Source organism: Klebsiella sp. JN_Kp121 (assembly GCF_040062145.1).
In the GTDB taxonomy this organism is placed as follows: domain Bacteria; phylum Pseudomonadota; class Gammaproteobacteria; order Enterobacterales; family Enterobacteriaceae; genus Klebsiella; species Klebsiella aerogenes.
Genome location: NZ_JBEAHX010000002.1, coordinates 529,615 through 554,999, shown reverse-complemented (window position 1 = coordinate 554,999; position 25,385 = coordinate 529,615). Strand labels below are relative to the sequence as shown.

Here is a 25,385-nt window from a genome sequence, read left to right as displayed (position 1 = left end):
CCGCAATCGTCGCAATCGCCTAACAAGTAGACAGCGCACCGTTTTTAATGACGCTAATGGCACTACAGCACAAAAGTTGTTCAGGCCGCCAGAAAGGGAGAACCCGCCATTGGCGGGTTCTTATTCGTTCGTATCAGTCGTCGGCTAATCCACTGTATTAACCTTTGCCGTCGTCTGGGCGGGCACAGGACAGGATTAGTAGCAAGCGTTCATTTTTTCTCTTCCGCATAGCGGCGGGCGTTATCGTGTAAATTAGTGCACATGGTTATTACTCCATTTTTATAAGCAGACTAAGAGCCTATCCCATTAGGGCTATTTTACTTGCCATTTTGAACCAGGGCAGTGCTCGAAATCCTCACGTACTACGTGTACGCTCCGGTTTCTGCGCGCTGTCCGTGTTCAAACTGGCTGTGCCAATTACGCCTACTGGGATAGGCTCTAATCCTAGAAGCTTCCGTCAAATTCGCCACATTTCTGGCTAAAATTTTTCCCAGCCCAGCACCGATGCTCCCAATAATCCCCCTTCGCGACTAAATTGCCCGGCGACCAGTAGTGGCTCAGCGCTCTTCAGCAGAATCTTTGCCCGCAATGCTGTATCAAGGCGCGCCAGCAGCGTCGTTTCGCTCGCCAGCCCGCCGCCTGCGACGATTTTATGCGGCCCGAGGATATTTACCGCATGAGCCAACGGTTCGCTCATCAGTTCAAGCCATACTTCAAGGGTCAACGCCGCTGTCTCTTCTCCGGCCATACCCTGCTTCACGATCTCGACACTGCTTAACGCCTGACCGCTGAGCAGTTGATGCAGCCGCTGCATCCCTTTTGCACCGCCGAGCGTATCGAGGCATCCCTGCTGTCCGCAGCCGCAGGCCAGCCGCGGCAACTCAATTCCCCGCAGATGAGTGCGCGTAATGGGTCCGTGCCCCCACTCGGCGCCGATCCCCTGATTGCCGTAGAGGATGTTACCATTGATGGCAATCCCCCCGCCGATCCCGCTGCCGAGGATCACGCCCAACACCACCGGCAGATCTTTTGCCGCGCCGAAACGCGCCTCGGCTAAGGTAAAACAGTCAGCATCGTTAGCCATCGCCACCTGGCGCCCGAGCTCAGTCTGCAGCGATTGGGTAATATCAATATCGGCAAACGGCGGAATGTTGCTCGACAGAATACGATCGTTGGCAACATCTACCACGCCGGCGCAGGAGAGCGCCAGTGGACTCTGTTCGCTAATCGCATCGCCATATTGCGCGATAATCTCCTCCACGGCGTAAACGAAGGCGGGCCAGGAGCTTAGCGGCATCGCCCGCTGGCGCGGCATAACAAGTTGCCCCAGCGCCGGAGAAACCGCGCTTTTAATAAAGGAGCCGCCAATATCCAGACAAAGCACGCTGTTACTCATAGGCGCGAATCCATTAAATCACGCAGGCCATCGCCCAGCAGGTTGAAGCCTAATACCGAAAAGACAATAGCCAGCCCCGGCCATAGCGAAATCCCCAGGCTGATACCCAGGAAGTTACGCCCATCGCTCATCATTGTCCCCCACTCCGGCATCGGCGGTTGCACGCCCATGCCGAGGAAGGAGAGCGAAGCCGCGGCGAGGATCACCGAGCCGCCGGTCAATGTCGCCTGCACGGTAATCGGCCCCAGGGTATTTCGCAGGATGTAGTGGATTATCTGCCGGCGATAGCCAATTCCCAGTGCCCGTGCCGCTTCCATGTACTCCATATTCTTGATGCCCAACGTCAGGTTACGGCTGAGGCGCGCGTAAACCGGCACCGAGAAGATAGCGATCGCCAGCAGCATATTCATCAACCCTGCGCCGAGGACGCTGACCAGCAGGATGGCCAGCACGATACCGGGAAAAGCGAAAATGACATCCATCACCCACATAATCAGGTGGTCGACACTTTTACCGCACAGGGCGGCGATAATGCCCAGAGGTAGCCCCATCAGTAGCGACAGCGCCACGCTGACCACCACTTCAATCAGCGAGATCCTGGCGCCGTAAATGGTGCGGGAAAAGATATCGCGGCCATAGTCATCGGTGCCCAGCCAGTGGTCGGCCGACGGTGCGGAGAGAATATTCAGCAGGTCCTGCGCATAGGGATCGTAGTGGCTTAACCACGGCGCGAAGAGGGCACATACCACGATTAAGGCGACGATGATGCCGCCGAGGGTCAGCGAGGGATGCTCCATCCCCCAGCGCAGGCCGCTGAGCACACCGCTGCGCGATTTGGCGAGTGAAATTTCCGACATATCAGTCAAACCTTATTTTCGGGTTGATTCTGGCGATAATCATCTCGCCAACCAGGTTCATCACCACCACGCTTGCCACCGTAATCATCGTCACTCCCTGAATGACGGGATAATCGCGATAGCGTACCGAATCCACCAGATAGCGGCCTATCCCCGGCCAGTTAAACACCGACTCGGTCACCACCGCGCCGCCGATCAGGCTGCCGAAGTTCAGTGCGATAATCGTCACGATGGGGATCAGCGCATTGCGCAGCGCATGCTTGAAATAGACCTGAAACGGCGCCAGCCCTTTGGCCCTCGCGGTGCGGATGTAATCCTCGCCTAACACATCAACCATACTGGAGCGGGTCATCCGCGACATCACCGCCATCGGGAAAATCCCCAGGCAAACCGACGGCAGGATATAGCTTTTCCAGCCTTCGGCGCCCAGTAGCGGTAGCCAGCCCAGCTTCACCGAAAAGGTATCCATGGCGATCAGCGCCAGCCAGAAATTGGCTATCGACGCGCCGGCAATCGCCACCAGCATCAGCACATGGTCGGCAACATGATTGCGGTAAATCGCCGCACACATCCCCATGGGAATACCGAGGATCACCGCCATCATCCACGCCAGCAGCGCCAGGCCTAAAGTATAAGGAACCCGTTCGCTCATTTCGGCGGAGACCGGCTGACCGGACTTCAGCGAAGTGCCAAAATCCCCCTTCAGCATTCCGCTAACGAAATGGCCATACTGCACCGCCAGCGGATCGTCCAGACCGAGGCGCGTATGCATACGGCTGACATCATCCTGGGTGGCCTGCGGCCCGGCCATCAGGCGGGCCGGGTCACCGGGGAGCATTCTGATCGCCAGAAAGACAATCAGCGATGCCCCCAGTAGGATCAGCGGCAAAGAAAGCAGTTTTTTAATCACATAAGCTTTCATAACAACTCCACCCTGACCTCGACGTTATGGCTTTTGCGCTTCGGTAACGATAATTTCGCCGCCCGGCTCCATCCGCACGCCTTTAATGGTGGCGCGGGTGGCGTACAGATCGTCCTGGAAGTAGAGCATCACATGCGGTGCGTCGTGCATAATGGCCTTTTGCGCCGCCACATATTCAGCGATACGCGCGTTGTCATCCATGGTAGTCGCCGCTTTGTCTAACAGCTCATCCACCTGAGGGTTGCGGTAGAAGCCAAGGTTAGCCCCGGCCGGCGCGGCGCTCTGTGAGTAGTACAGCGGGCGCAGCTGCAAATCAGCCCCATTAAGGCCGGACGACCAGGAGGCCAGCACCGCATCGGTACGGTTGGCCAACTTTTCCGCCGCCGGCGCAAACGCCGCTTTGCTCCAGACGCCGCTCTCCATCTGCTGGATATTGAGCTTCACGCCGACTTTGCCCCACATCGCCTGCAGGATTTGCGCGGTACGCGCATCCGGTCCCTGCACGGCGATGTTCATCTCAAAGCCCTGCGGGTAACCGGCCTCTTTTAATAACGCTTTCGCTTTATCGAGATCCCACGGATAGTCGTTGAGGGTTTTATCATATCCTTCGTTCACCGGCGCCAGCGGCGAGTTGGCGGCAGAAGCAAAGCCAAACATCACCGCCTTCAGCAGCGCTTCTTTGTCGGTCGCCAGGTTCAGGGCCTGACGCACGCGGACATCGTTCAGCGGTTTTTGCTCAACGTTGAGCGCCACCCAGAATACCGACGCCCCCTGCCCCTGCTCCAGCTTCACCTGCGGGTTGCTTTTCAACTGCCGACCAAACTGTGGCGGTACCGGGTTAATCACATCGACCTGGCCGGAAAGCAGCGCCATGTTCATCACCGACGGCTCCGCGCTCCAGGTCCACTTAATCTCATCCGGGCCGTGATTCTCGCCCCAGTATTTCGGGTTTTTCTTCTCCAGCACATATTCACCGGTTTTATACTCCTGCAGCATGTACGGGCCGGTACCGTCCGCTTTACGGCCAATGGTGCCGGCTTTCGCCGCCGCCGGGCTCACCATCTTCGCCGAGCCGCCGGTCAACAGATTGAGGAAAGAGGGATAGACCTTTTTCAGCGTAATCTCGACGTTGTTATCATCGATCTTCTTCACGGAAGCGATAACGTTGCGCATCCGCGAACTGGCTGCCAGGCCGCCTTTTGGGTCGATATGTCGTTCGATATTGGCGACCACCGCATCGGCATTAAACGGCGAGCCATCATGAAAAGTGACGTTCTTACGCAGGGTAAACGTCCAGACTTTACCGTCATCGCTCACCTTCCAGGCGGTGGCCAACGCGGGCGCTATCTTGAAATCCGGCGATAAGTCTACCAGTCCTTCATACATTGGTTTTAATACAGTATCGGTAAAGGTCGCGGTTTGATCGCCCGGGTCCATGCTACGCGGAGGTTCGTTTTGCATCACGTTCAGCGTCGCCGCCTGCAGCGCCGTCGCCCCACCAGCCGCCAGTAAGCCTGCCAGAATGGCAAGTCGATATTTATTCATAATTGCCTTCATCCGTTAACCCCTACCTGTCTGTTATGTCGCCAGTTGTGACTTTTATGTTGCGATTAGGTTTTCTTTTTACCTAAAACAGAGTCCCATAAATGTGATATTAGCCATGAATAACGCTTAATTAGGTAATAAATTTAACTTATATGTGATGGTTTAGTTATTTTTGAAAATAAAGTGGTTGCTAAAGCGCCAGCCCGCGATTATGTTCAGAAAAAAGCGTTATGGCTGAGTAACTATGCTGAACAAACTCCACCAACAATTGATTCATTTGGTCAGTAGCGAGGAAGGCGCCAGCCGCGCTGACCTCGCCCGCCTGACGGGTATGAGTAAAGCGGCCATTGGCGCGCTGGTGAAAGAGATGCTGGCTGATGGTCTGCTACAGGAGAGCGATATGGCCGCTTCCGGCGGCCAGGGACGCCCTTCGGTCACCCTCTCGCTGGCGCCGGACGCCGCTTACGCCATCGGCATCTCGCTGATCGATAACCAGCTTGTGTTGGTGCTGATGAATGCCAGCGGCGAGAAAATCGCCGAGAGCCTGCTCACGCCACAGCTTGAAATCCCCGAAGTAATCCAGCAACTGGCGGGTGAAATCCGCAGTTTATTAAACGATACGCTCATCGAGCGCCAACGGCTGGTCGGCATCGGTTTTGCCCTGTCTGCCTTTGTGGACGCCGCGCAAGCGGTCTGCGTACAGTCGGCGCTGCTGGGCTGGCATCAGGTGCCGCTAGCTGAATTGTTAAGCCACGCGACCGGCGGGATCCCGGTATTTATTGAAAACGACACCCGGGCACTGGCGAACTGGGAGAAAACGTTTGGTCATCTGCGCAAGCTGGAGAGCGCAGTGGTGATTTCCCACGGCAGCGGCATCGGCAGCGCGGCGGTCATCTATGACCGAATCTGGCGCGGCGCCCACGGCGGCGCAGGCGAAATAGCCCATTGCACCATTGTGCCTGCAGGCACGCCTTGTCGCTGCGGGAAACGTGGCTGTCTCGACACCATTGCGTCTCTCACCGCTATCTTTGAACAGGCGCGCATGGCCGGTATCAACACCGACCAACTGGATGAACTGGAGGCCATGGCGCGCAAGGGCCACACAGCCGCCATCCAGATCTTGCATCGGGCCGGTGACGCCTTAGGGTTGGCTATTTCACATCAGATCCAGACCCACGATCCGGCGGCGATCATGCTTGCCCATCAGCCGGAAAGCTTTAACGGTTTACTGAATACCGTGATGCAACAAGCTATAGAAACCAACCTGCTGCCGGGGATGGCGGGAAACACACCGCTTATCTATCGCCCGCTGACGCAGGACAGTTGGGCGCTCGCCGCGGCGAGCGTCGCGCTGACTCACGTTCTTTTCCCAGCCTAATTTCGAGGTCCCTATGCGCATTGCCGTTGGCGGAATACATATTGAATGCAGCACGTTTAACCCAGTACTGACTCATGAAGCGGAGTTTCGCACCGTCAAGGGCGATGCCCTGCTGGAGGCGCCCCACTTTCAGTTTTTACGTGATTATCCGGCGACGTTTCTGCCGACGCTGCACACCAGGGCGATTCCCGGCGGCCCGGTGGCGCGAGAGACCTATGAACAGTTCAAAGCCGAATTCTTAAGCCGTCTACAGGCGCAACTGCCGATCGACGGCCTGTACCTGGCGATGCACGGCGCAATGTTCGTTGAAGGTATGGAAGATGCCGAAGGAGACTGGATCGCCGCCGCCCGCGCCTGCGTTGGCGATGACTGCCCGATTGCCGTCAGCTACGATCTACACGGTAACGTGACCCAGCGCATCATCGACGCCATCGACATCTACTCAACCTATCGCACCGCGCCGCATATCGATATCGAAGAGACCATGCGCCGTTCGGTCAGTATGCTGGTGAATAGTCTGCAAAGCGGCGTGCGCCCGGGCATAGTGTGGGCCCCCATCCCGGTATTACTCCCTGGCGAGCGAACCAGTACAGAAGATGAACCGGCGAAAAGCCTCTACGCCATGCTGCCGCACAGCGACCAGATAGACGGCGTACTCGATAGCTCATTAATGGTCGGCTACGTGTGGGCCGATGAACCGCGCGCCACCGCCGCGGCCATTTTTACCGGCACCGATCGCGCGGTACTGGAGCAACAGGCCGCAAAACTGGCTCAGGCATATTGGGACGTGCGGGAAGATTTTGTTTTCGGCTGCAGGACGGGCAGCGTAGCCGAATGCGTCGCTCAGGCTATCGCCAGCGCCACGGGCCCGGTGATCCTGGCGGATTCTGGCGATAATCCAACCGGCGGCGGCGTCGGCGATCGCGGCGATGTGCTCGCCGAACTGCTACGCCAACAGGCGCAAAATACTCTGGTTGCCGGCATTACCGACGCGCCGGCAACGCGTGCGGCCTTTGAAGCCGGTATTGGCGCTGAACTACAGCTAACACTCGGCGCTAACCTCGATCCGGCGGGCGTCAGCGCGAGCGCGCGTTTTACCGTGACAGGTTTGCTGGCGGCAGGCCCGCAGCGCCCGGCCAATCAGGCGATTTTGCAGACCGGCGGTATTACCGTGGTGGTGGCTGACCGTCGTCGTCCGTATCATGACATTGCTGACTTTAGCGCGCTGGGGTTAGACCCGCGGCAGGTGAAAATTCTGGTGGTAAAATCCGGCTATTTATCGCCGGAACTGGCGCCGCTGGCCAATCCGAACCTGATGGCGCTCTCGGAAGGGGTCGTCGATCAGGATATTGAACGGGTGGCCCGCCGGCGAATGCTGACCCCGACCTGGCCGTTTACGCGTGACCTCGAATTCACCCCACAGGTGCGGGTTTCCGCCCGCGCGCCCTTTGCCAGGGAGTCCTGAGTCATGAACCGGGAAACGCCTGCGCCAGTACTGGCCGTCAACAATCTGAGCATCTCATTCCGCCACGGCGATAGCTGGCAGAAAGTGGTGCGTAATATCAGTTTTAGCCTTTATCCAGGTAAGACGCTGGCGATTGTCGGCGAATCGGGCTCAGGCAAAAGCGTGACGGCGATGGCCATCATGCGCCTGCTTTCTGCCCGCCATAGCCGTACCGAGGGACAGGTGTTGCTCGGCGGCCAATCCCTGCTCGAGCTTCCTGAAGAGGAGATGCGTCGTGTACGCGGCGCCGAGGTAGCGATGATTTTTCAGGAGCCGATGACCAGTCTTAATCCGGCATTTACCATCGGCAATCAGATAGCGGAAGTTTTTATCCGCCATCAGAGGTTATCGGCGCGCCAGGCGAAGCAGGAGGCCATCGCCCTGCTGGAAAAAGTCCGCATTCCGCATGCCGCACAGCGTTTCGATGAATATCCGCATCAGTTTTCCGGCGGTATGCGCCAGCGCGCGATGATCGCGATGGCGCTGGCCCTGAAGCCTAAACTGCTGATCGCCGATGAACCTACTACCGCGCTGGACGTCACTATCCAGGGGCAAATCCTCGATCTGATTAAAACTCTGCAGGCAGAAAACAATACCGCAGTGCTGTTTATTACTCATGATATGGGCGTGGTCGCGGAAACCGCCGACGATACGCTGGTGATGTTCCGCGGCGACGCCATCGAATGCGAGCGCACGCCGACGCTATTCGCCGCACCTCAACAGCCCTATACCCGCGCGCTGCTGGCCTCGGTACCTGCGGCAGGTGAAATGGATGTAAGCTCGACCCCCTGTAAATTTCCATCGGTGAACCTGCAAACCGGAGAAATTCATCGTTATCCGCCAGAAGCGGATCTCAGTCTGACCAGCAACGAACCTGTGCTGTCGGTCAAAAACCTGGTCACCCGTTTTCCCGTCAAAAAAGGCTTTTTTAATCAGTTAGCCGGGCATATACACGCCGTAGAAAACGTCAGCTTTGATTTATGGCCCGGCGAAACGCTATCGCTGGTGGGCGAATCAGGCTGCGGTAAATCGACCACCGGTCGCAGTCTCATTCGCCTGGTTCAGGCGCAATCCGGCCATGTTCGCCTTAATGGCTATGACGTCCTGCAAGCCGGGCGCCAGCAGCAAAAGCGGATGCGTCAGGATATCCAGATGATATTTCAGGATCCGTTCGCCAGTCTGAATCCGCGGCTGAAAATCCAGGAAACGCTGATTGAACCGCTGCTGGAAAATGGCCTTGCCACCCGCCAGCAGGCGCTGGCGCGCGCCCATGAATTAATTGAAAAAGTGGGGCTCAACGTCGCGGTACTTAACCGTTATCCGCATGAATTTTCCGGTGGTCAGCGCCAGCGCATCTGCATTGCCCGCGCGCTGGCGATGAATCCCAAGGTGATTATCGCCGACGAGTCGGTGTCGGCGCTGGATGTGTCGGTCAAGGCGCAGGTGGTCAACCTGATTATCGAACTGCAACGAACGATGAAAATCGCCTTTCTGTTCATCTCGCATGATATGGCGGTGATTGAACGCATCAGCCACCGGGTGGCGGTGATGTATCTCGGTGAAATTGTCGAAATTGGCCCGCGGCAGGCCATTTTCGCCAATCCGCAGCACCCGTATACGCAAAAGCTGATTGCGGCGATCCCAAAGACCGATCCGTCTCGTCGCCATCTGTTGCGTGAAGCCAATAACGATGAACTGCCGTCGCCATTTCGCGATAAAGACTGGCAGCCGCCGACCCGTCGCTACGAACAAGTCGGTAACCAGCACTGGGTAATGCGCTAAGCGGATTACCTTTAAATAGACCGGTTTAACGCTCTATAGGCTGCGCTGAGCCGGTCCCCTTCCCAAAAGCGATGCTCCATCTCCTCTTTTAACTGGTAACGCATTTTTTGCTGTTTTTTGCGATTCACATTCTCACATCATGCTGTATTATGCAGGTTGTTGCAGTATTTTGCAGGAAAAGCAATTATGCATAAAACCGCCCGACAACAGTTTTTGCTCGAACTACTGAGCGAAAACGGTCAAATTAGCATCAGCGAACTGGTTGAACGATTGCAGGTCTCGCCCGATACCGTTCGCCGCGATCTAAGTGACCTGGAAAAACGCGGACTGGTGCAGAAAAACCATGGCGGCGCTATCGCCCTCGATCTTCCGGCCATGAATCGCCAGGGGCGCAATGCGCTGCTGCCCGAGACTAAGCAACGCCTTGGCGCGCTGGTCGCCCGTGAGGTTCCTCCGGGTGCAACGCTATTTTTAGACGCCGGCAGCACGGTACTCGCCGTCGCCGCGCATCTAAAAGGGCCGCTGACGGTCATCACCCCTTCTCTGGATATTGCACAACTATTTAGCGAACGGCCCGATATCGAGTTGATTTTACTTGGCGGGAAATGGGATATGCGGCAGCGGCTGTTTGCCGGTAGCGCCACGCTGGCGCTGCTTTCTCGTTACCGCGCGGATATCGCCATTCTCGGCGCCTGCGCGATCCATGCGCAACAAGGGCTTAGCGCCAGCCAGGAAGCGGATGCTGAAGTGAAACGCGCCATGCTGGCTGCCAGCGTCGAGCACTGGCTGGTGGCTGATCATCTGAAACTTAATCGCTGCGAGCCTTACCTGGTCGCCGAACTGAAACACATCGATCGTCTATTCCTCGACAAGCCGTGGCACGCGCTTGGCGAAGACAATTCAATGCAGGTCAGCATTGCTGACGCTGAATAACGTGGAGAAAGTCATGCATAAAGTTATCAACGGCGCAGGTAAGCACATTAATATTGCGCTGATCGGCTACGGATTTGTCGGCAAAACGTTTCACGCGCCGCTCATTAATTCGGTCGAAGGGTTAAAGCTTGCCGTCGTCGCCTCCCGCGACGAAGCTAAAGTGAAACAGGATCTGCCGGATGTCGCGGTAATCGCTTCGCCGGAAGAGGCCATTCAGCATCCGGACGTCGATCTGGTGGTACTCGCTTCGCCAAACGCCACCCACGCCCCGCTGGCTCGCCTGGCGCTCAATGCCGGTAAGCACGTAGTGGTAGATAAACCTTTTACTCTCGATATGCAGGAAGCGCGCGAGCTGATCGCGCTGGCGGAAGAAAAGCAACGGTTGCTTTCTGTCTTCCATAACCGCCGTTGGGATAGCGATTATCTCGGCATTAAGCAGGCCATCGAGCAGGGGCTGATCGGCAAGGTTAAGCATTTCGAGTCGCATATCGACCGCTTCCGCCCGCAGGTTCGCGTCCGCTGGCGCGAACAGAACGTACCGGGTAGTGGCCTGTGGTTTGATATTGGCCCGCACCTGATCGACCAGACGCTGCAACTTTTCGGCCTGCCGCAAACTGTACAGGGTAATATTGCCACCCTGCGCCAGGGCGCAGAGATTAACGACTGGGCACATGTGGTACTGAACTATCCACAGCACAAAGTGATTTTGCACTGTAGCATGCTGGTGGCCGGCGGCGTCTCGCGTTTCACGGTCCACGGAGATAGCGGCAGCGTCGTGAAACTGAAAGCAGACCAGCAGGAGAGCCAGCTGCTGGCAGGCGTCATCCCAGGGAGTGAAAGCTGGGGCCAGGATGACGACAGCATGACGTTGTTCGACGCCAGCCTGCAGGCGCACACGCTCGCCACGCCGAAAGGCGATCAGCGCCAGTACTATATTCAGGTTCGCGATGCCCTGCTGGGCAAAATCGCCAACCCGGTGCCTCCGCTACAGGCGCTGGCAGTGATGGCGGTGCTGGAAGCTGCCGTTGCCTCGTCAGAAAGCGGCAGCGTGCAGAAGCTGGCGTTAACCGCCAACGAACTGGCCGGGCTTCAGTAAGCTCTCCCTGGCGGCTGTCGTATTCTTCAGCCGCTACATATTCTCTTCTGCTGAAAACCCTCCCAAGGAAAATCTCTCTCGATCGCCAATTGGCTGCTGGAAATTTGCCACATTTGGGAGCAGGATATAATCAAATACCTGATTATTGTGGTACGCCCTTAGCTTCTGCGGACGCAGCCCGACACACTGGACAGGAGAATGTCATGTATTACACGTTAGGAGAAAAGACCCTCCACTTTTATCGCTATCAGTGCCGTTACTACGTCGCCCACTGGGACGGCGGCCACGTGATGACCGAGCAGTTCAAGCCGTTTATCGCCGGGATCAGCGAAAAGACCGGCCTGGAAGCGAAGCGTGTAGAAGCGGTTGCTCGCGACTACTTCACTAACGTGGATTAACTCTGACCGCTTTTTGTTGCCGTGGCCGTTAGCTGCGGCAACGCATTCCCCTCGGGTTAAATCCCGGCAGCCAAATGTCATCAATAACCATTTTTGAGCGCCCTCACGGTTCGCTTTCTCTCTTGTGGCAGTCTATATCTTATTCATCTTTATCGTGGGAGGAACAAGAATATGGGCAAGAAAATTTTAATGCTGGTGGGTGATTACGCTGAAGATTACGAGACCATGGTACCGTTTCAGGCATTACAGATGATCGGCCATCAGGTTGATGCCGTCTGTCCGGATAAGAGCAAAGGCGACTATATTATGACGGCGATTCATGATTTTGACGGTGCTCAGACCTACAGCGAAAAACCCGGTCACCGCTTCGTACTGAACGCCGATTTTGCCAGCGCCAGAGAACAGGACTACGACGCCCTGCTGATCCCCGGCGGCCGCGCGCCAGAATATCTGCGCCTGAATGAGCAGGTGATTAAACTGGTCCAGGCTTTCGACGCCGCGCATAAACCGATTGCTGCCGTTTGCCATGGCCCGCAGCTTCTGGCCGCCGCGGGTATTCTTAAAGGCCGTACCTGTAGCGCTTACCCGGCTTGCGCTCCCGAAGTGCGACTCAGCGGCGGGCATTATGCGGATATTGGCATCGACCAGGCGCACGTTGACGGCAATCTGGTCACCGCCCCCGCCTGGCCCGCCCATCCGCAATGGCTTGCTAAATTTGCCGAGGTGCTGCAGCGGTAAACGCCTTTTCCGGGGCTGGAGTCGCTACGCTACGATATGCCCCAGCCCTTACGCCTTGCGCGAAGCTATTCCGCCATTTTACTTTTCAGTAGCGCATAAGAGACTATCAGCTGCTGCAGGTGTTGTTCCGCCTGTTGTTGCTGCGCGGCGCGGCTGATTTGTCCTTCTGTCATCGCTGACAGTTGGCGTAACTGTTCTTCAGCCGGGACGGTTCGATTAAAAGACTGAGTAATGGCGAACACCGCGGATTTCAGTTCACTAACCGTCATGTATTTGCCCTTCTGTTCATCAAGGGCATCCAGACGCTGAGTTAATTGCTGCAGTTGCTGCATTCCCTGATACCACCCGGTGAGATTTTCCGCCGGCAGCGCGGCGGCTATGATCTGCTGCCGCCACTGCGAGGACAATGTTTTCGCCTGCTCCGGCCATAGCACTTGTGCCTGTTGTACCAGTTGCTCGCTATAGTCGATGGCCCAATTCGGCTTGAGTTGGGCCAGATCTGACAGCTGCTGCCGGGTCTGCTTTATCCCACCGTCTGCCGGCGGTGCGTGCTGAGAAAAGGAGCGTAACTGATCTGGCGAAAGTACCGTCGGCAATGGCGCCAGACTGAGAGCGAATTGCCGCTGTTCCGGCTCTGGTTTAGCCATCGCCTGCCACCCCCATCCCGCCGCAGCGGCCAGCGCCAGCATCGTCAGCATACCGGCCACAAAAGGTCGCCATCGTTTTTCAGAATTCTGACGCTCATTGCCGGCTTGCTCGTGTGGTAGCGTTTCCGGCGGCGCAATATAAACCCACTTCGTTCGCTCAACCCGCTCATCCAAATGGGTGGAAGCATTCTCCATCGCGACTACGTGCGGTAGGGTATCAGCGCTAGTTACGCCATCACTGTTCTCCAGCCGTACCGCCGCGTTATGCATTAAATTGAGCAACGCATCAAACTGACTGGCATGCTTTAATTCCAGACGCTGTAGCGCAGCGTCCAGCGCTTTCAGATGCGCTTCCACCTCATAAATCAAACTAAGATCGGCATAGGTCAGCGTTAGCGTACGTAGCGCTTGCTGTAGCCGTTTACCCAAACCGCAGAGGATTTCCATCCGCGCGTGTACCGGCTGTGGCCAAAGGCTCCCCCACTGACGGGTAATCAGCGTTTCCAGGATAGCCAGGCCTTCATTCAGGCCGGATAAACCGGTTAACTGCGTACGGGCAAGCGTATACCAGGCCGCAGTCTGCAGCTCTACGCCGTTACGGTCAAACAGCGACAGACAAAGCCGTTCTGCGTATAGCCAGTCAACGTCGGGGCGCGCCGGGTGGCTGAGTTTATGCATTTCTTCACGCAGCTTTGCGTAGTCAGCCAGCGTGCGCGGGTCGCCGCCGGTAGTCAGGTGACGCTTAGGATAAGTTGTCATAGGAGTAACCAGAGTGAGGGCTAAATAGCGGTGCGGGCATTCAGATACTGTTGCTGTTTCAGATGGCGAAGGAGTACTCTGCCTTCAGGCACAAATTCCGTGCCATAGCGTACCAGACCAATTTCCTTCAGTTCCGCGTCGATGGCATAACGTAGTTCGCCTGGCTGTGTCTGTTCGAGCATCTCCACACGGAGGCTGTTCAGCCGCGGTTCGTATTTGAGCAGTACCGCGGACAGCGTGGTCATTAACTGGTGAGCGCTACCCGGCATCCCCTGGAGAATTTTTGTCATATCCGGCAGACCGTAATCCGGAAGATGCGCCAGCGTGCCAGCCCGGCAGTTGAGGATACGCTGCATATTATCAAGCACCGATAAAATGACCTGATTTTCTTCACCGATCTGATGCAGATCGAGACCGCCGGAGAAATTACCAAACAGGGTGTCGTAAAGTGAGGGGCGCGGCATTGTTTTTCTCCTGACTAATCGCACAGCACCACCGCCCGCGCAGGTTCAATGGCAATAAGCCCCGCGAGCAGTTGTTCCATTTCCGCTTGCAGGCGTTTTTTTTCTGCTTCACTACGTCCGGCCTTCATGCGTAATAGTTTTAATCGCCGCGCTTTAACCTCGAACAGCAAATCCGGCTCCCATTGCGAGAGCGTAACGCAGGCAGCGTTCCTGTCCAGCTCCCCCAGCAGGTGCAGCGCAAGCTCATTTTTACCGTTTTGTTCTGCAATACGCGCCATCAGCAAGCGCAGCAGCCAACAATGGCGGGGAGTGTTAGCATCAGGACGATTTTGCAGCCACATAAGCGCTGCTTCGGTCCCCTCACGGTCGGCCAGGGCGAGCGCCTCCGTCTCCAGTTGCAGGATATCGTTCTCACCGGACGCCGTGGTGGCAGGCTCGTCCTGCCAGTTGCCCGGTTCATCCATGACCTGCAGTTGTATCCAGTTAAGCGTCACTTCATCAGCGAATGGCGTACCATCGTTAAAGGCCAGTGTTTCCAACCCTCTTAGCCGTGAAAGCAGCCCTTTCAGATCGTCCTGAATAATGGCCGCCTCGGCTTCCTGCCCGGATTTCATCAACGCCTGATGCAGATACCATTGCACGTCCAGCCACAGATGATTTGACCCGCGCGCCAACAGGCTGTCCGCCTCCTCCAGCAGCTCCCGCCAGCTCTGCTGCAGATAGAGCCGCTTGAGCTGCGCCCGCTGTTCTGGTTTAGGTGGTTCAATGCGGGTCTTACCCTCGACCGTCAACAACGGTAGCTGGTGCAGGGTGTCGTGACGAAGATTTTTTATCAGTCGGTGAGCGGCGAGCCAACCATCTGATTGGTTTCTCAGGTACTGCGCCAGGGTGCGTACCTGAGCGAGAAGCTCCTGGCCCGAGGCAATACCTTTCAGTGTGGGTACATCCCCCGATACCGACGTTTGGCCTGAGGATTCACCGATGCTCTGTGGCACCAGGGCATCCATACCGCCAGATTTCAAAACCCGCGACTCCAGTGCGGCATAGAGACTATTAAGCTGGGGTCGTTCTTTACTTTCACTGTCTGCCAGGCGCTTTTCTATCTCCCATAACGCCGCGGCAATACGGCCAGTCCCCTCTTTTGTCACTTCCGGATAGAGTGACAGGCTGTCCAGCATACGACCGCTGCACAGCCACTCCAGCGCCGCGATTCTACTGCGCTCCCGCTGGGGATGAAGTTTCATGCCGAAACGCTGTAGTAATCCAGCCAGTAACGCCAGCCCCTCCGCAAGCCCTGCTTCGCCATCGCGATGTAGTCTCGCCCAAACGTAGTAGGTGGCGACACGAATATCCTTAGCGGTGGCGGTCAGCAGTTTTTCCACCAGCAGCAGAATGCGTTCGGTATCCGCGCCAGAAAGTTTATTCACTTCCTCGCGTATTTGCTGGAAATCATCATCGTAATCCGGCTCCTCTCCGACGGGCTCACCATCTGCAATCGGCTGCAGCCAGCGTTCCCACAGGATAATATGTGTCTGTGCCAGCCTCTCCAGCTCATTAACCTGCAGCTGGCAGGCAGAAATCAGGGTTTCAATGGACGCCATTACTTGCATCCTTCCCGAATAGCTAAACCAGGTGGGTTTTCTCCCGTTTCAAAGACTAGTGAAATCCCCTCTTCTTCATCCCAATCCAGAGCCAGATGTAGTGGTTTCAACCCTGCCGCCAGATGGCTCAACAGTTGCTGACTCAGCACCGGTAGAATTTGTTGATTAAGCAGGCTGTCAATGTTACGCGCGCCGGTATCCGGCAGCAGGCAGGCGTCCGTCAACGCATCGTACAGGCCTTCGGCAATATCGGTTGTCATACCGTAATGACGATACAAACGCTGGCTGACCTGGTTGAGTTTCATGTTGACAATTTTACGCATCGCCGGCTGGCTGAGCGGCCGGTAAATAATGGTCTGGAAACGCGCGAGCAGCGCTGGTTGAAAATGTTCTCGCAGCACCGGCCGCAACAGGTCATGTAAATCGGATTCTGTCGCTTCCGGCTGCTCCTTCAGCATCTGCATCAGCCGATCGCTGCCGAGGTTTGAGGTCATCAGGATCACCGTATTACGGAAGTCGATTTCGCGTCCTTCGCCATCGCGCATAAAGCCACGGTCGAACACCTGGTAGAACACATTCATCACATCGCGGTGCGCTTTTTCCACTTCATCAAGCAGGACCACGCTGTACGGACGTTTGCGTACCGCTTCGGTGAGAATCCCCCCCTGACCGTAGCCGACATAACCGGGAGGCGCCCCTTTCAGTTGGGACACCGTATGCGGCTCCTGATATTCGGAAAGATTGATGGTAATCAGCGATCTCTCACCAGCGAACAGCTCATCAGCCAGCGCCAGCGCGGTTTCCGTTTTACCAGTACCGCTTGGACCGACAAGCAGAAATACGCCCTGCGGGCCGTTATCCGGCGCAAGTCCGGTTTTGGTCGCCCGCAGTCTCTGGGCAATGGCGTTTAGCGCCATATCCTGCCCCACCACTCGTTTATCCAAATGAAATTCGAGACCCAGCAGTTCCGTCTGCTCGTCCTTCAGCAATGAAGAGAGCGGTACCCCGGTCCAGTCGGCAATCACCGTTGCTACGGTACGTAAATCGACATCCAGCCCCAGCAGCGGATGGTTATTCTGGACGCTGGCAAGTTGGCTCTGTAATGCGCCAATCTCCTTGCGGCGGGAAGGATCGGCTCGGCAGCTCAGCAGTTGCTCGGTCAGCTTCAGTTCCAGGCCGTACTGCGTTTCCAGATCGTCAAGCTGTAAAATAATACGCGATTCTTCCAGCTCAATTGCCGCCAGCCGCGCTTCGTCGCTACCGCTACCGACCATGGCATCTTCCAGCAGCGCCTGTTTTTCCATTTCCAGCGCCGTGATTTGCGCTTTCATACGCGTCAACGATTCCGGCACCGTATCGATTCCCATGCGAATGCGGGCCGATGCGGTATCCAGGAGGTCCACCGCTTTATCTGGCAACTGGCGGCCGGTGAGATAGCGTCGGGAAAGTGTCACGGCGGCGCGAATGGCTTCATCGGTGATATGTACCCCGTGATGCTGAGCATAGCGAGATTTTAGCCCGCGTAGCATCAGACAGGCGGTGTCATCGTCCGGTTCGTCGACTTTGACCATCTGGAAGCGGCGCTCCAGCGCGGCATCACGCTCAAAGTACTGCTTATACTCACTCCAGGTCGTGGCGGCGATAGTTCGCAGTTCGCCGCGCGCCAGGGCCGGTTTGAGCAAATTAGCGGCATCCGCGCCACCGGCCTGGTTGCCTGCGCCGATGATAGTATGAGCTTCATCGATAAACAGCAGCACCGGGGCAGACGACTGCTGTACCGCTTCGATAATGTTCTTAAGCCGCTGTTCGAATTCCCCTTTGACGCCTGCGCCGGCCTGCAGTAAGCCGAGATCCAACGTACGCAATGAAACCGGCTTCAGACTGTCCGGCACATTGCCCTCCGCAATACGCAACGCCAGCCCTTCGACCAGCGCGGTTTTGCCTACACCGGGTTCGCCAACCAGGATTGGGTTGTTTTTTCTCCTGCGTGACAGGATATCCACCATTTGACGAATTTCGTTATCGCGACCAAAAACCGGGTCGATTTTGCCTTCACGGGCACGAGCAGTGATATCAAGGGTAAATTTATCCAGCGCGTTCTGTAATGCAGGGTTCATCTCAGCGGACTTCACGGCCGATTCCACGGGGCGACCGACAAAATCCACATCGCCAGCGTGGCCAGGCTCATCTGGCTGTAATTCCGGGCGCTCATCAGACTGCATATCTAATAATGGTCGCAGGTGTTCAAGCTGCGCTTGTCCCAACGTTAACAGCGGCCACAGACTGTCACAGCGCACCCGCGTTGGGTTGCTGACTAACGCCATCAGTAGATGAACACTGCGTAGAGAGGTCTCCCCCGCCAGTGAAGCCCGCAGCCACGCCTCCTGCATCAGGCTCTGGATGCTGCCAGACAGCTGCGGCCGGCTGTGTACCGAACGTGGAAGCGTTTCCAGAAAAGAGAGCAGATCCTGCCAGATAGCGTCCATATCCCACTCATAACGCCGCGCTAAAACGGTCAGGTCTCCCTCGCCCTGCTCCAGTAGTTTTAGCAGCCAGTGTTCTGGAAGGATTTGCGCATGCGCGCGGGCCTGACACAGCGAAGCGGCGCCTTCCAGGGCGCGGGCGCAGTAAGGGTTTAAACGGCGTAACAGGATGGCTGGGTTTTCCATGAGGCTCTCTCTTTGTCGATTCCGGACACGCTACCGCCCATCGCCGCAGGAGACCAAAGCGCGCAAGGTCGGGCAGGCTGATTGTTTTTTGCTAAAAGCCAGCGGTCACAGGCGCTTAGCAAAAAAGCAGACGGCGAACCGCCTGCTTCGGGCGTCAGGCTGTCGTTCGTTCATTCCATGAATCGGAATGAATGATGTTGCCGTCTTTATAGGTCCAGGTGATTTTTTCGTAGCGCAGTTCAATCTGCTCAAGATGGCTGTGCTTCTCGTAGGCTGGGTTCTTGATGTCGTGCATCAGCGGATTGACCTTCACCACTTTCACGTTTTCCAGTTTGGTGTTGAAGTATTCCACTTCCTGACCAGCATCATTGATTTTGTACCACTTGAATTCGGCAGACTTCAGCGTCTGGCCGGTGGTCACCGCCTTGTAGAGATAGGGGCTTGAGGAGTCGATTTCCTTGGTAAACAGAAACGGCGTGTGGATACGTGTGCCGGTTAGCTTTCCGGTGTTGTTGTCGGTCGGGATGTACAGGTTATGCTCCTGCGCCACCACTTCGATGCTGCCTTCACGATCCTTCACATCCACGGAACCTTTAATGTCCGCCCCGCCGTCGTCTTTCAACCACAAATAGACTGGTATTGCCATGTTAATTACTCCATTTCATTTTTTGACACGCCATCATCCTGAGATGGCGCGGGTGTGTTGTCTGTCGCCAGACAGGCTGTAGCCTGTCGAGCCAGACGACCTGGATAGTGACAGGCGTGTTACCCTTTCGCCTTCGGCATCTGGCTAACCAGAGACAAATTGACGTCCATGCCTTCCACCTGGAAGTGCGGCACCGCGTACAGCTTGACGCGGAAGAAGCCTGGATTATCCTCGATATCTTCCACTACCACTTTCGCATCACGCAGCGGATGTGAGGCCTGCAGCTCGTCACCCGGATCGGTCATTTCCGTAACCAGGCCACGAACCCAGGTATTGAGCTCCAGCTCAAGCAGGCGACGATCTTTGGTGGTGCCGATGTTCTCGCGTTGGATCAGTTTCAGGTAGTGGGCGATGCGCGACAGCAGGAAGATGTACGGCAGGCGGGCGTTGATACGGCTATTGGCTGTCGCATCCGCGGTGTCGTACAGCGCGGGTTTCTGAGTTGAGTTAGCCGAGAAGAAGCAGGCGTAGTCACGGTTCTTATAATAAGACAGCGGAATAAAGCCCAGATTGGCGAATTCGAACTCACGGGTTTCCGGGATCATCACCTCGGAAGGGATTTTCACCTGATTTCCGGTGCCGAGATCATAGAGGTGGATGGGAAGATCTTTCACCGCGCCGCCCGCCTGCGGGCCGCGGATTTGTACGCACCAGCCATTTTGAATAAAGCTGCGTACCATGTTCGAGGCGAAGGCGAATGACGCGCTGGTCCACAGATACTTTTCGTGATCCGGCCCCTTTACCTGCTCAATGTAGTTAAAGCTGCGCACCGGAACCGTGTCCGGCCCATACGGCAGACGGCCCAATACCCGCGGCATGACCAGGCCGATATAGCGCGAGTCATCGGTATCGCGGAACGATTTCCATTTAATGTACTCAGCGCGATCGAAATAGTTGCCGATATCTTTAATCGCCGCGACTTCCTCCATTGAATCCTTGAGGAAAAATTTCGGCCCTACGGCGCCGATAAATGGCATATGCGCCGCAGCGGAGACTTTCGAAATATTACGCAACAGCGCCATGTCCTGCGGGCTGGCGTCAAACTCGTACGCCGAAATTACCGAGCCTATCGGCTCGCCGCCGGGGGTGTCGTATTCGGCGGTGTAAGTATGCCAGTACAGGCCGCTCTGTATCAGCTCTGGCGCATCTTCAAAATCCTGACGTAAATCGTCTTTGGACACATCGAGGATTTCGGTTTTCACGTTCTGGCGATAGTCGGTGTTATCTACCAATTGCTTCAGGCCGCGCCACAGAGATTCCACCTTCTGGAACTCCGGGTGATGCATAACAGCATCGAGTTGACGACTTATACGGAAATCCAGCTCCGCGATGTGGTGGTCAATAAGCGTTTTATCGAGTTTCTCCACCTGCTGACCGGATTGACGAATGCAGTCCATAAAAACCTGCATCGCCGCGGTCAGGCGTTCCCCCGCCGTGGCCTCTGATAGCGCCGCATCGTCCAGAAAGACATTAATATCGCCAAGGCTTGATGCCGGGCTCAGATTGATTTTTTCAAACAGAGAAGCGTAAACGCTTTCTTTGTTCATTACGGCGGTTTGCCCCTGCGCGGGGTTCGTTTCAGTATTTACAGACATCAGCATATTCCCGGTTAATCCATTAAAAGAGATGACCGCCGTTTACTTCCCGGCAAGGGCACTCATTTCGGCGCGTAATTCGCTGGACAGAGCTGGATCTTTAAGGATTCTCTCAAGCTCTTTTCTGAAAGTAGCGTTATCTAGCAGGTTCGATTTGAGATCGCGTAATAAATTACGCATCGCCAGCATGGCGCGGAGTTGAGGGATTTGCCGGGCAACCTGTTCGGGCTCAAAGTCTTTTATATCGGAAAAACGCAGTTTAACATTGTCTTCTGAGTTGTCACCGGCCAGCGTATTCTCAACGGTGAGATTGATCTCTGGGTTAAATTCAGAAAGCACACTATTAAAATTATTCTTATTGATATCTATTTTCTGGCGCTCGGCCAATGGTCGATGCTCTTTTCCATTACTGAAATCACCAACGGTGAGCAATTTAAGCGGTAGTTCAACCTTCTTCTGCGCCCCCCCGGTATGTAAGGATAATTTTAAATTAATACGTGCCTTCGGCACCTCATTCTGGAATGAATCAGCCATAGCGGTCCCTTTTCCTTAAGGAATGATTGTGGAGTAAATTTCGTTTTATTCACAACGTTATGTTTAAAGAAACCAGGGTAATATATCAACCAGCAGATACGAAGATCCAGAGATAACGAGTCATTTAATTGGCATAGATCAATATCGCTGGCAAGCAATAATTCCAACCAATAACTCATGCAATCTCAACACGACAACCAATATGTAATTTACTCAATCACAGATGGAAACTATTTAAATATTATAAATTCAACTTTCAGCGTCGACATAAACTCATTCCTTTTAATAAATGAATTATTAAAAGGAAGTATTAATAGAGACGTTAATAAAATAGCGTTCTGGGCGCCAAAAACTACCAGACTGGCGTAGGCCAGTCTGGTATTCCCGTAAACACATTCTCTCAGAACCACGCCTCAAACATACCGCCGATGTTCAGCGAATCCAACCGCTCGTCGCTGGTGCCGTCTACTTTCGCGGTGTGTTCGTTATCCACCTGGCCGCCGGTCACATAGAAGCGCAGCATCGGGCGGAACTCCGGCCCCATGCCGATGGCGATGTTCTGCGACAGCGTCAGCTTCCAGCCGTGGTTATCCCCGCCCTGGTCGTAGTCAACGCGCTGGTAGCCCGCTTCCAGCCAGGTCGAGTGCACGTCGTTCCAGAAGTACATTGGCCGGACGATCGCGCCGTAGTTTTTACGGTTGTCGGTATTATCCTTGCCGTTGTCGTAGTCGTGGAAGGCTAGCAGATACTCGATCTGCGCCTGCTGGGTGAACTTATGGCTGCCCTCGAAGCTGGCGTAGACCGTGGTCAGGTCGTCGGTTTTGTTATAGACGCTGTTATCCGAGTTATCGGAATAGCGCAGGATCACTTTGTTCACTCCGCTGTCGTTGCTATGGCTCAGCACCAGCCCGCCCTGCCAGGCATCGAGGCGCGCGTCGCTGTCCACCGCTTTTGAGTCAAAGCCGTAGTTGGCGTATACCTCGACGTCGATCGGCCCGGCCTTGATGTTGTGGGTTTTGGTGGTCAATGCGTAGTGGCCGTTATCGCCGGTATCCGAGCTGCCGGTACAGGTGATGCGCGACGGGTTGGTCTCATCGGCCATCACTTCCGGGCTACAGGATTTCACCTGCGACACCGTCGCCACGTCGAACTGCACGCCGCCGATATCGAAGTTCTTCACCCCCGCGCCCTGACCGTCGTGGTTCATCCAGAAGTAGTCGTTGATCCCCTGTTGCGGGCGCTGGTGGAAATCGCGGCCGGCCCAGATATAGGCGTTGGGGTTGGATTCGAAGACGTTGGTGACGCCGACGTAGGCTTTTTTCAGGTTAACCTCGTCGCTCCAGTGGTCAAACATGACGTTGAGATCCCAGATGGCCCCCTGCGCGCTTTTGAACGCTTTGCTGATCTGGAATTCGCCGCCGTTGCTTTCGTTACCGAGACGGCCGATCGCCGAGGCGCCGTTATAGGAGCCGTCGACGCCGACATATTTCTGGTCGCCGGTCTGGAAATGGGCGCCATAGCGGGCGTAGCCGCTAAATTTCAGGCCGAAAGGGATCGCCATATCCGGCGAAGCGGCGGTGGTCTGCGGGTTGGTAATAACATCGACCTTTTTATCGGCCGCGGCATCAATTTTAGCCTGGCGGTCGGCCAGCGCTTTATCGACGGCTTTCGCGACGATGGCGTCGATCTGTTCCTGGGTAAATTCTTGGGCTATTACAGAGGTAAACGGAGAAAACGCGGCGATAACCGCCATAGTTAATGGAAGCTTTCTAATCATTGTCATCATTATCTCAATAGAGGTTAATTTTATTCAGACAATAACAACCTTACTCTGGCTACGCAGAATATGTCGCTACTGTGAGAACAATTTATTTTTATTTTGTACCGTTACAGAGGTTTTAAACTAGTATCGTAATTCTTTCTCCACAATCGAAATTAATGATTAGCGCTGATAGAAAATCATCGCCACAGTGATTCTGCCGCGTGGGCATCATTATATGGTGAGTAAAACCCTTGATAGTTATCCGCCTAAACTAAGATGGCATAATACCTCCGACATTGGTGAATGTAAGAAATGTAACAACTATGACACATCCTGTATTCTATAAACCGGTTGCTCAATTACGATATTTCACTCAGCGATTGAGAAAACACTCAAATGTGAGCCACCTCGCAAATATTACTTTCAAATATTTAATGCGAGAAAATCCATATAGAGTACATAGATTGTGTCAAGTGGCTGTTGCTCTGAGGATCACAGAAGTAAAAAAACATAATTAATTAATTTAAAAACGTAATAGATTCTTCGAGATCATTTGTGTCAGAAAGTGTTTCACACTCACACAACAAACCGGAGTCTGCTCAGAATGGGTAAAAAAATAATGCAAAGTCGCAATGATGAATATCATAAGTTAACTTGTGGGGAACGTATTGGCTACGGGATGGGCGATTTTGCGCAAAACCTGGTTTTCGGCACAATAGGCGGCTTTCTTGCTCTACATATGTTGACGGTGAATACGATCAGTACGGCCACTGCGGGGTTCATTTTTCTTTTCGTACGAATAATCAATGTGTTTTGGGATCCGATGGTTGGAACCTATGTAGACAAAAGGACGTCAGTCGCGGGTAAATACCGTCCCTGGCTGTTAAGAGCCGGCGTGCCGCTGGTGATCCTTTCCGCTTTGCTTTTTGCTCCCATTCCTGGCGTGAGAGGTTCCGTACCGTTCGCCTTTATCATTTATTTAGCGCTGGATTTAGTCTACTCCCTGGTGAATATCCCTTATGGTTCTCTTAATGCCTCACTGACAAGAGATCCGGAATCTATTGATAAATTAACCAGTACGCGAATGATGCTGGCTAATAGCGCCAATCTTCTGGTGTATACCCTTTTTCCGATGTTCGTGCAAATGGCCTCACCAAAAGACCGTAGCCTGAAGGATACCGGTTTTTTTGGCATAGAACTCAATCTGGGAAACTATACCGATCCATCAGCAAATTACGCCTGGTTCGGCGTCTACTCCGTGTATATGTTATTAGGTGCGGTGGCACTTTTCATTTGCTATAAATTCACTAAAGAACGCGTTGTTGCGACCGCGGAACAGACCGCCAACGTTAAAACAACCGATCTGTTCCTTGAACTTAAAAATAATCGTCCACTCGTCATTCTTGGATTGTTTTTCATGCTGGCCTTTACCTTCATGTTCTTTATGAACACGGTTAACGGCTTTTTCAATCAGTATGTTGTTGGTCACTCCGAATGGATGGGCGCCGTTGGGCTGGTCGCCTCTATACCCGGCATTGCGTTCCCCATATTTTGGCCAAAACTAAAAAAGATTTTTGGTAAAAAAGGCTTCTTCCACATTTTCCTGGGAATGTTTATTGCTGGTGAATTATTAACTTACGTCTGGTCGCGTGAAGGCATGCACGATGCGCTGTGGCTTGCTTACATCGCCACATTCATTAAACAGTGGGGCTTAACCTCAGCCACCGGATTTATGTGGGCGCTGGTTCCTGAAGTTATTGCTTATGGTGAATTAAAGTCTGGTAAGCGAAATGCAGCAATTATTAATGCCATTATGGGCCTGTTTTTCAAGATTGGCTTTACCATTGGCGGCGCCATTCCTCTGTGGCTGCTGGCCGTCTATGGATTTAATGAAACCGGCGCGCAGCAAAGCGCGAGCGCTATCGATGGGATTATGATGACAGCGGTCTGGATCCCCATCGCCTTAGCGATTGTAGCAATGATCGTCATGCAAATTTATCCCATCTCAGACAAACACGTCAGCGACATTAACCGCCAGCTTGATGAGATTCGGGTGTAAATCCAATACAGAGTAAACTTTAAATTTATAAAGGTGTAAT

Annotated in this window: 20 protein-coding genes; 8 read left to right on the top strand and 12 right to left on the bottom strand. The window is 54.7% G+C overall.

The window, feature by feature from the left end:
* Positions 1-478: 478 nt before the first annotated feature.
* Genes ABLU86_RS05280 through ABLU86_RS05265 form a run of 4 tightly spaced genes read right to left on the bottom strand, consistent with a single transcriptional unit; the run spans position 479 to position 4,732 of the window.
* Positions 479-1,396, bottom strand: a complete 918-nt coding sequence (locus ABLU86_RS05280) for an ROK family protein (protein ID WP_015366312.1) — start codon at positions 1,394-1,396, stop codon at positions 479-481.
* Positions 1,393-2,253, bottom strand: a complete 861-nt coding sequence (locus ABLU86_RS05275; protein ID WP_015366311.1) for an ABC transporter permease — start codon at positions 2,251-2,253, stop codon at positions 1,393-1,395. Before ABLU86_RS05275 ends, ABLU86_RS05280 begins: the two co-directional genes overlap by 4 nt.
* Before the next feature lies 1 nt (position 2,254).
* Entirely contained in the window at positions 2,255-3,175 is a 921-nt protein-coding gene (locus ABLU86_RS05270; RefSeq protein WP_015366310.1) for an ABC transporter permease, read from the bottom strand.
* 24 nt (positions 3,176-3,199) lie between these two features.
* Positions 3,200-4,732: an ABC transporter substrate-binding protein gene (locus tag ABLU86_RS05265; protein ID WP_047077597.1), complete on the bottom strand. Its 1,533-nt coding sequence runs from the start codon at positions 4,730-4,732 to the stop codon at positions 3,200-3,202.
* A 232-nt stretch (positions 4,733-4,964) separates the two neighbouring features.
* On the opposite strand from ABLU86_RS05265, the gene ABLU86_RS05260 reads away from it, so the two are divergent.
* From ABLU86_RS05260 to ABLU86_RS05230, 7 genes are all read left to right on the top strand, one after another.
* Entirely contained in the window at positions 4,965-6,098 is a 1,134-nt protein-coding gene (locus ABLU86_RS05260) for an ROK family transcriptional regulator (RefSeq protein ID WP_045366288.1), read from the top strand.
* A 13-nt stretch (positions 6,099-6,111) separates the two neighbouring features.
* Positions 6,112-7,563, top strand: a complete 1,452-nt coding sequence (locus ABLU86_RS05255) for a M81 family metallopeptidase (RefSeq protein WP_048230938.1) — start codon at positions 6,112-6,114, stop codon at positions 7,561-7,563.
* A gap of 3 nt (positions 7,564-7,566) precedes the next feature.
* Positions 7,567-9,384, top strand: a complete 1,818-nt coding sequence (locus ABLU86_RS05250) for an ABC transporter ATP-binding protein (protein ID WP_048230939.1) — start codon at positions 7,567-7,569, stop codon at positions 9,382-9,384.
* Between the two features lie 186 nt (positions 9,385-9,570).
* Positions 9,571-10,317, top strand: coding sequence for a DeoR/GlpR family DNA-binding transcription regulator (locus ABLU86_RS05245; RefSeq protein ID WP_047064386.1), 747 nt, complete (start codon positions 9,571-9,573; stop codon positions 10,315-10,317).
* 13 nt (positions 10,318-10,330) lie between these two features.
* Positions 10,331-11,413 carry an oxidoreductase gene (locus ABLU86_RS05240; RefSeq protein ID WP_015705632.1) on the top strand — a complete coding sequence of 361 codons (1,083 nt, stop codon included), beginning with the start codon at positions 10,331-10,333 and terminating at the stop codon, positions 11,411-11,413.
* A 203-nt stretch (positions 11,414-11,616) separates the two neighbouring features.
* Positions 11,617-11,811, top strand: a complete 195-nt coding sequence (locus ABLU86_RS05235; RefSeq protein ID WP_015366303.1) for a hypothetical protein — start codon at positions 11,617-11,619, stop codon at positions 11,809-11,811.
* A gap of 171 nt (positions 11,812-11,982) precedes the next feature.
* A complete protein-coding gene (locus ABLU86_RS05230) occupies positions 11,983-12,549 on the top strand; it encodes a DJ-1/PfpI family protein (RefSeq protein ID WP_015366302.1) in 567 nt (188 codons plus the stop codon).
* 65 nt (positions 12,550-12,614) lie between these two features.
* On the opposite strand, the gene ABLU86_RS05225 is transcribed toward ABLU86_RS05230, so the two are convergent.
* The 8 genes from ABLU86_RS05225 to ABLU86_RS05190 form a co-directional block, all read right to left on the bottom strand.
* Complete coding sequence (locus ABLU86_RS05225; protein ID WP_046883219.1) at positions 12,615-13,955, bottom strand: VasL domain-containing protein; 1,341 nt, start codon at positions 13,953-13,955, stop codon at positions 12,615-12,617.
* A gap of 20 nt (positions 13,956-13,975) precedes the next feature.
* A complete protein-coding gene (tssE, locus tag ABLU86_RS05220) occupies positions 13,976-14,419 on the bottom strand; it encodes a type VI secretion system baseplate subunit TssE (RefSeq protein ID WP_042894555.1) in 444 nt (147 codons plus the stop codon).
* A gap of 14 nt (positions 14,420-14,433) precedes the next feature.
* Positions 14,434-16,020, bottom strand: a complete 1,587-nt coding sequence (gene tssA, locus ABLU86_RS05215) for a type VI secretion system protein TssA (RefSeq protein ID WP_042894552.1) — start codon at positions 16,018-16,020, stop codon at positions 14,434-14,436.
* Positions 16,020-18,689 (bottom strand): type VI secretion system ATPase TssH, encoded by a 2,670-nt coding sequence (gene tssH / locus ABLU86_RS05210; protein WP_042894549.1) that lies wholly within the window; start codon positions 18,687-18,689, stop codon positions 16,020-16,022. Before tssH ends, tssA begins: the two co-directional genes overlap by 1 nt.
* A 154-nt stretch (positions 18,690-18,843) precedes the next feature.
* Positions 18,844-19,335 carry a type VI secretion system effector Hcp gene (gene hcp, locus ABLU86_RS05205; protein ID WP_015366299.1) on the bottom strand — a complete coding sequence of 164 codons (492 nt, stop codon included), beginning with the start codon at positions 19,333-19,335 and terminating at the stop codon, positions 18,844-18,846.
* 119 nt (positions 19,336-19,454) lie between these two features.
* Positions 19,455-20,990: a type VI secretion system contractile sheath large subunit gene (gene tssC, locus ABLU86_RS05200; protein WP_015705647.1), complete on the bottom strand. Its 1,536-nt coding sequence runs from the start codon at positions 20,988-20,990 to the stop codon at positions 19,455-19,457.
* Between the two features lie 42 nt (positions 20,991-21,032).
* Positions 21,033-21,524, bottom strand: coding sequence for a type VI secretion system contractile sheath small subunit (gene tssB, locus ABLU86_RS05195; RefSeq protein ID WP_015366297.1), 492 nt, complete (start codon positions 21,522-21,524; stop codon positions 21,033-21,035).
* A gap of 400 nt (positions 21,525-21,924) precedes the next feature.
* Positions 21,925-23,307: a carbohydrate porin gene (locus ABLU86_RS05190; RefSeq protein ID WP_126027334.1), complete on the bottom strand. Its 1,383-nt coding sequence runs from the start codon at positions 23,305-23,307 to the stop codon at positions 21,925-21,927.
* 598 nt (positions 23,308-23,905) lie between these two features.
* Here ABLU86_RS05190 and ABLU86_RS05185 point away from each other — a divergent pair.
* Positions 23,906-25,345: an MFS transporter gene (locus ABLU86_RS05185; RefSeq protein ID WP_162184136.1), complete on the top strand. Its 1,440-nt coding sequence runs from the start codon at positions 23,906-23,908 to the stop codon at positions 25,343-25,345.
* Positions 25,346-25,385 lie beyond the last annotated feature (40 nt).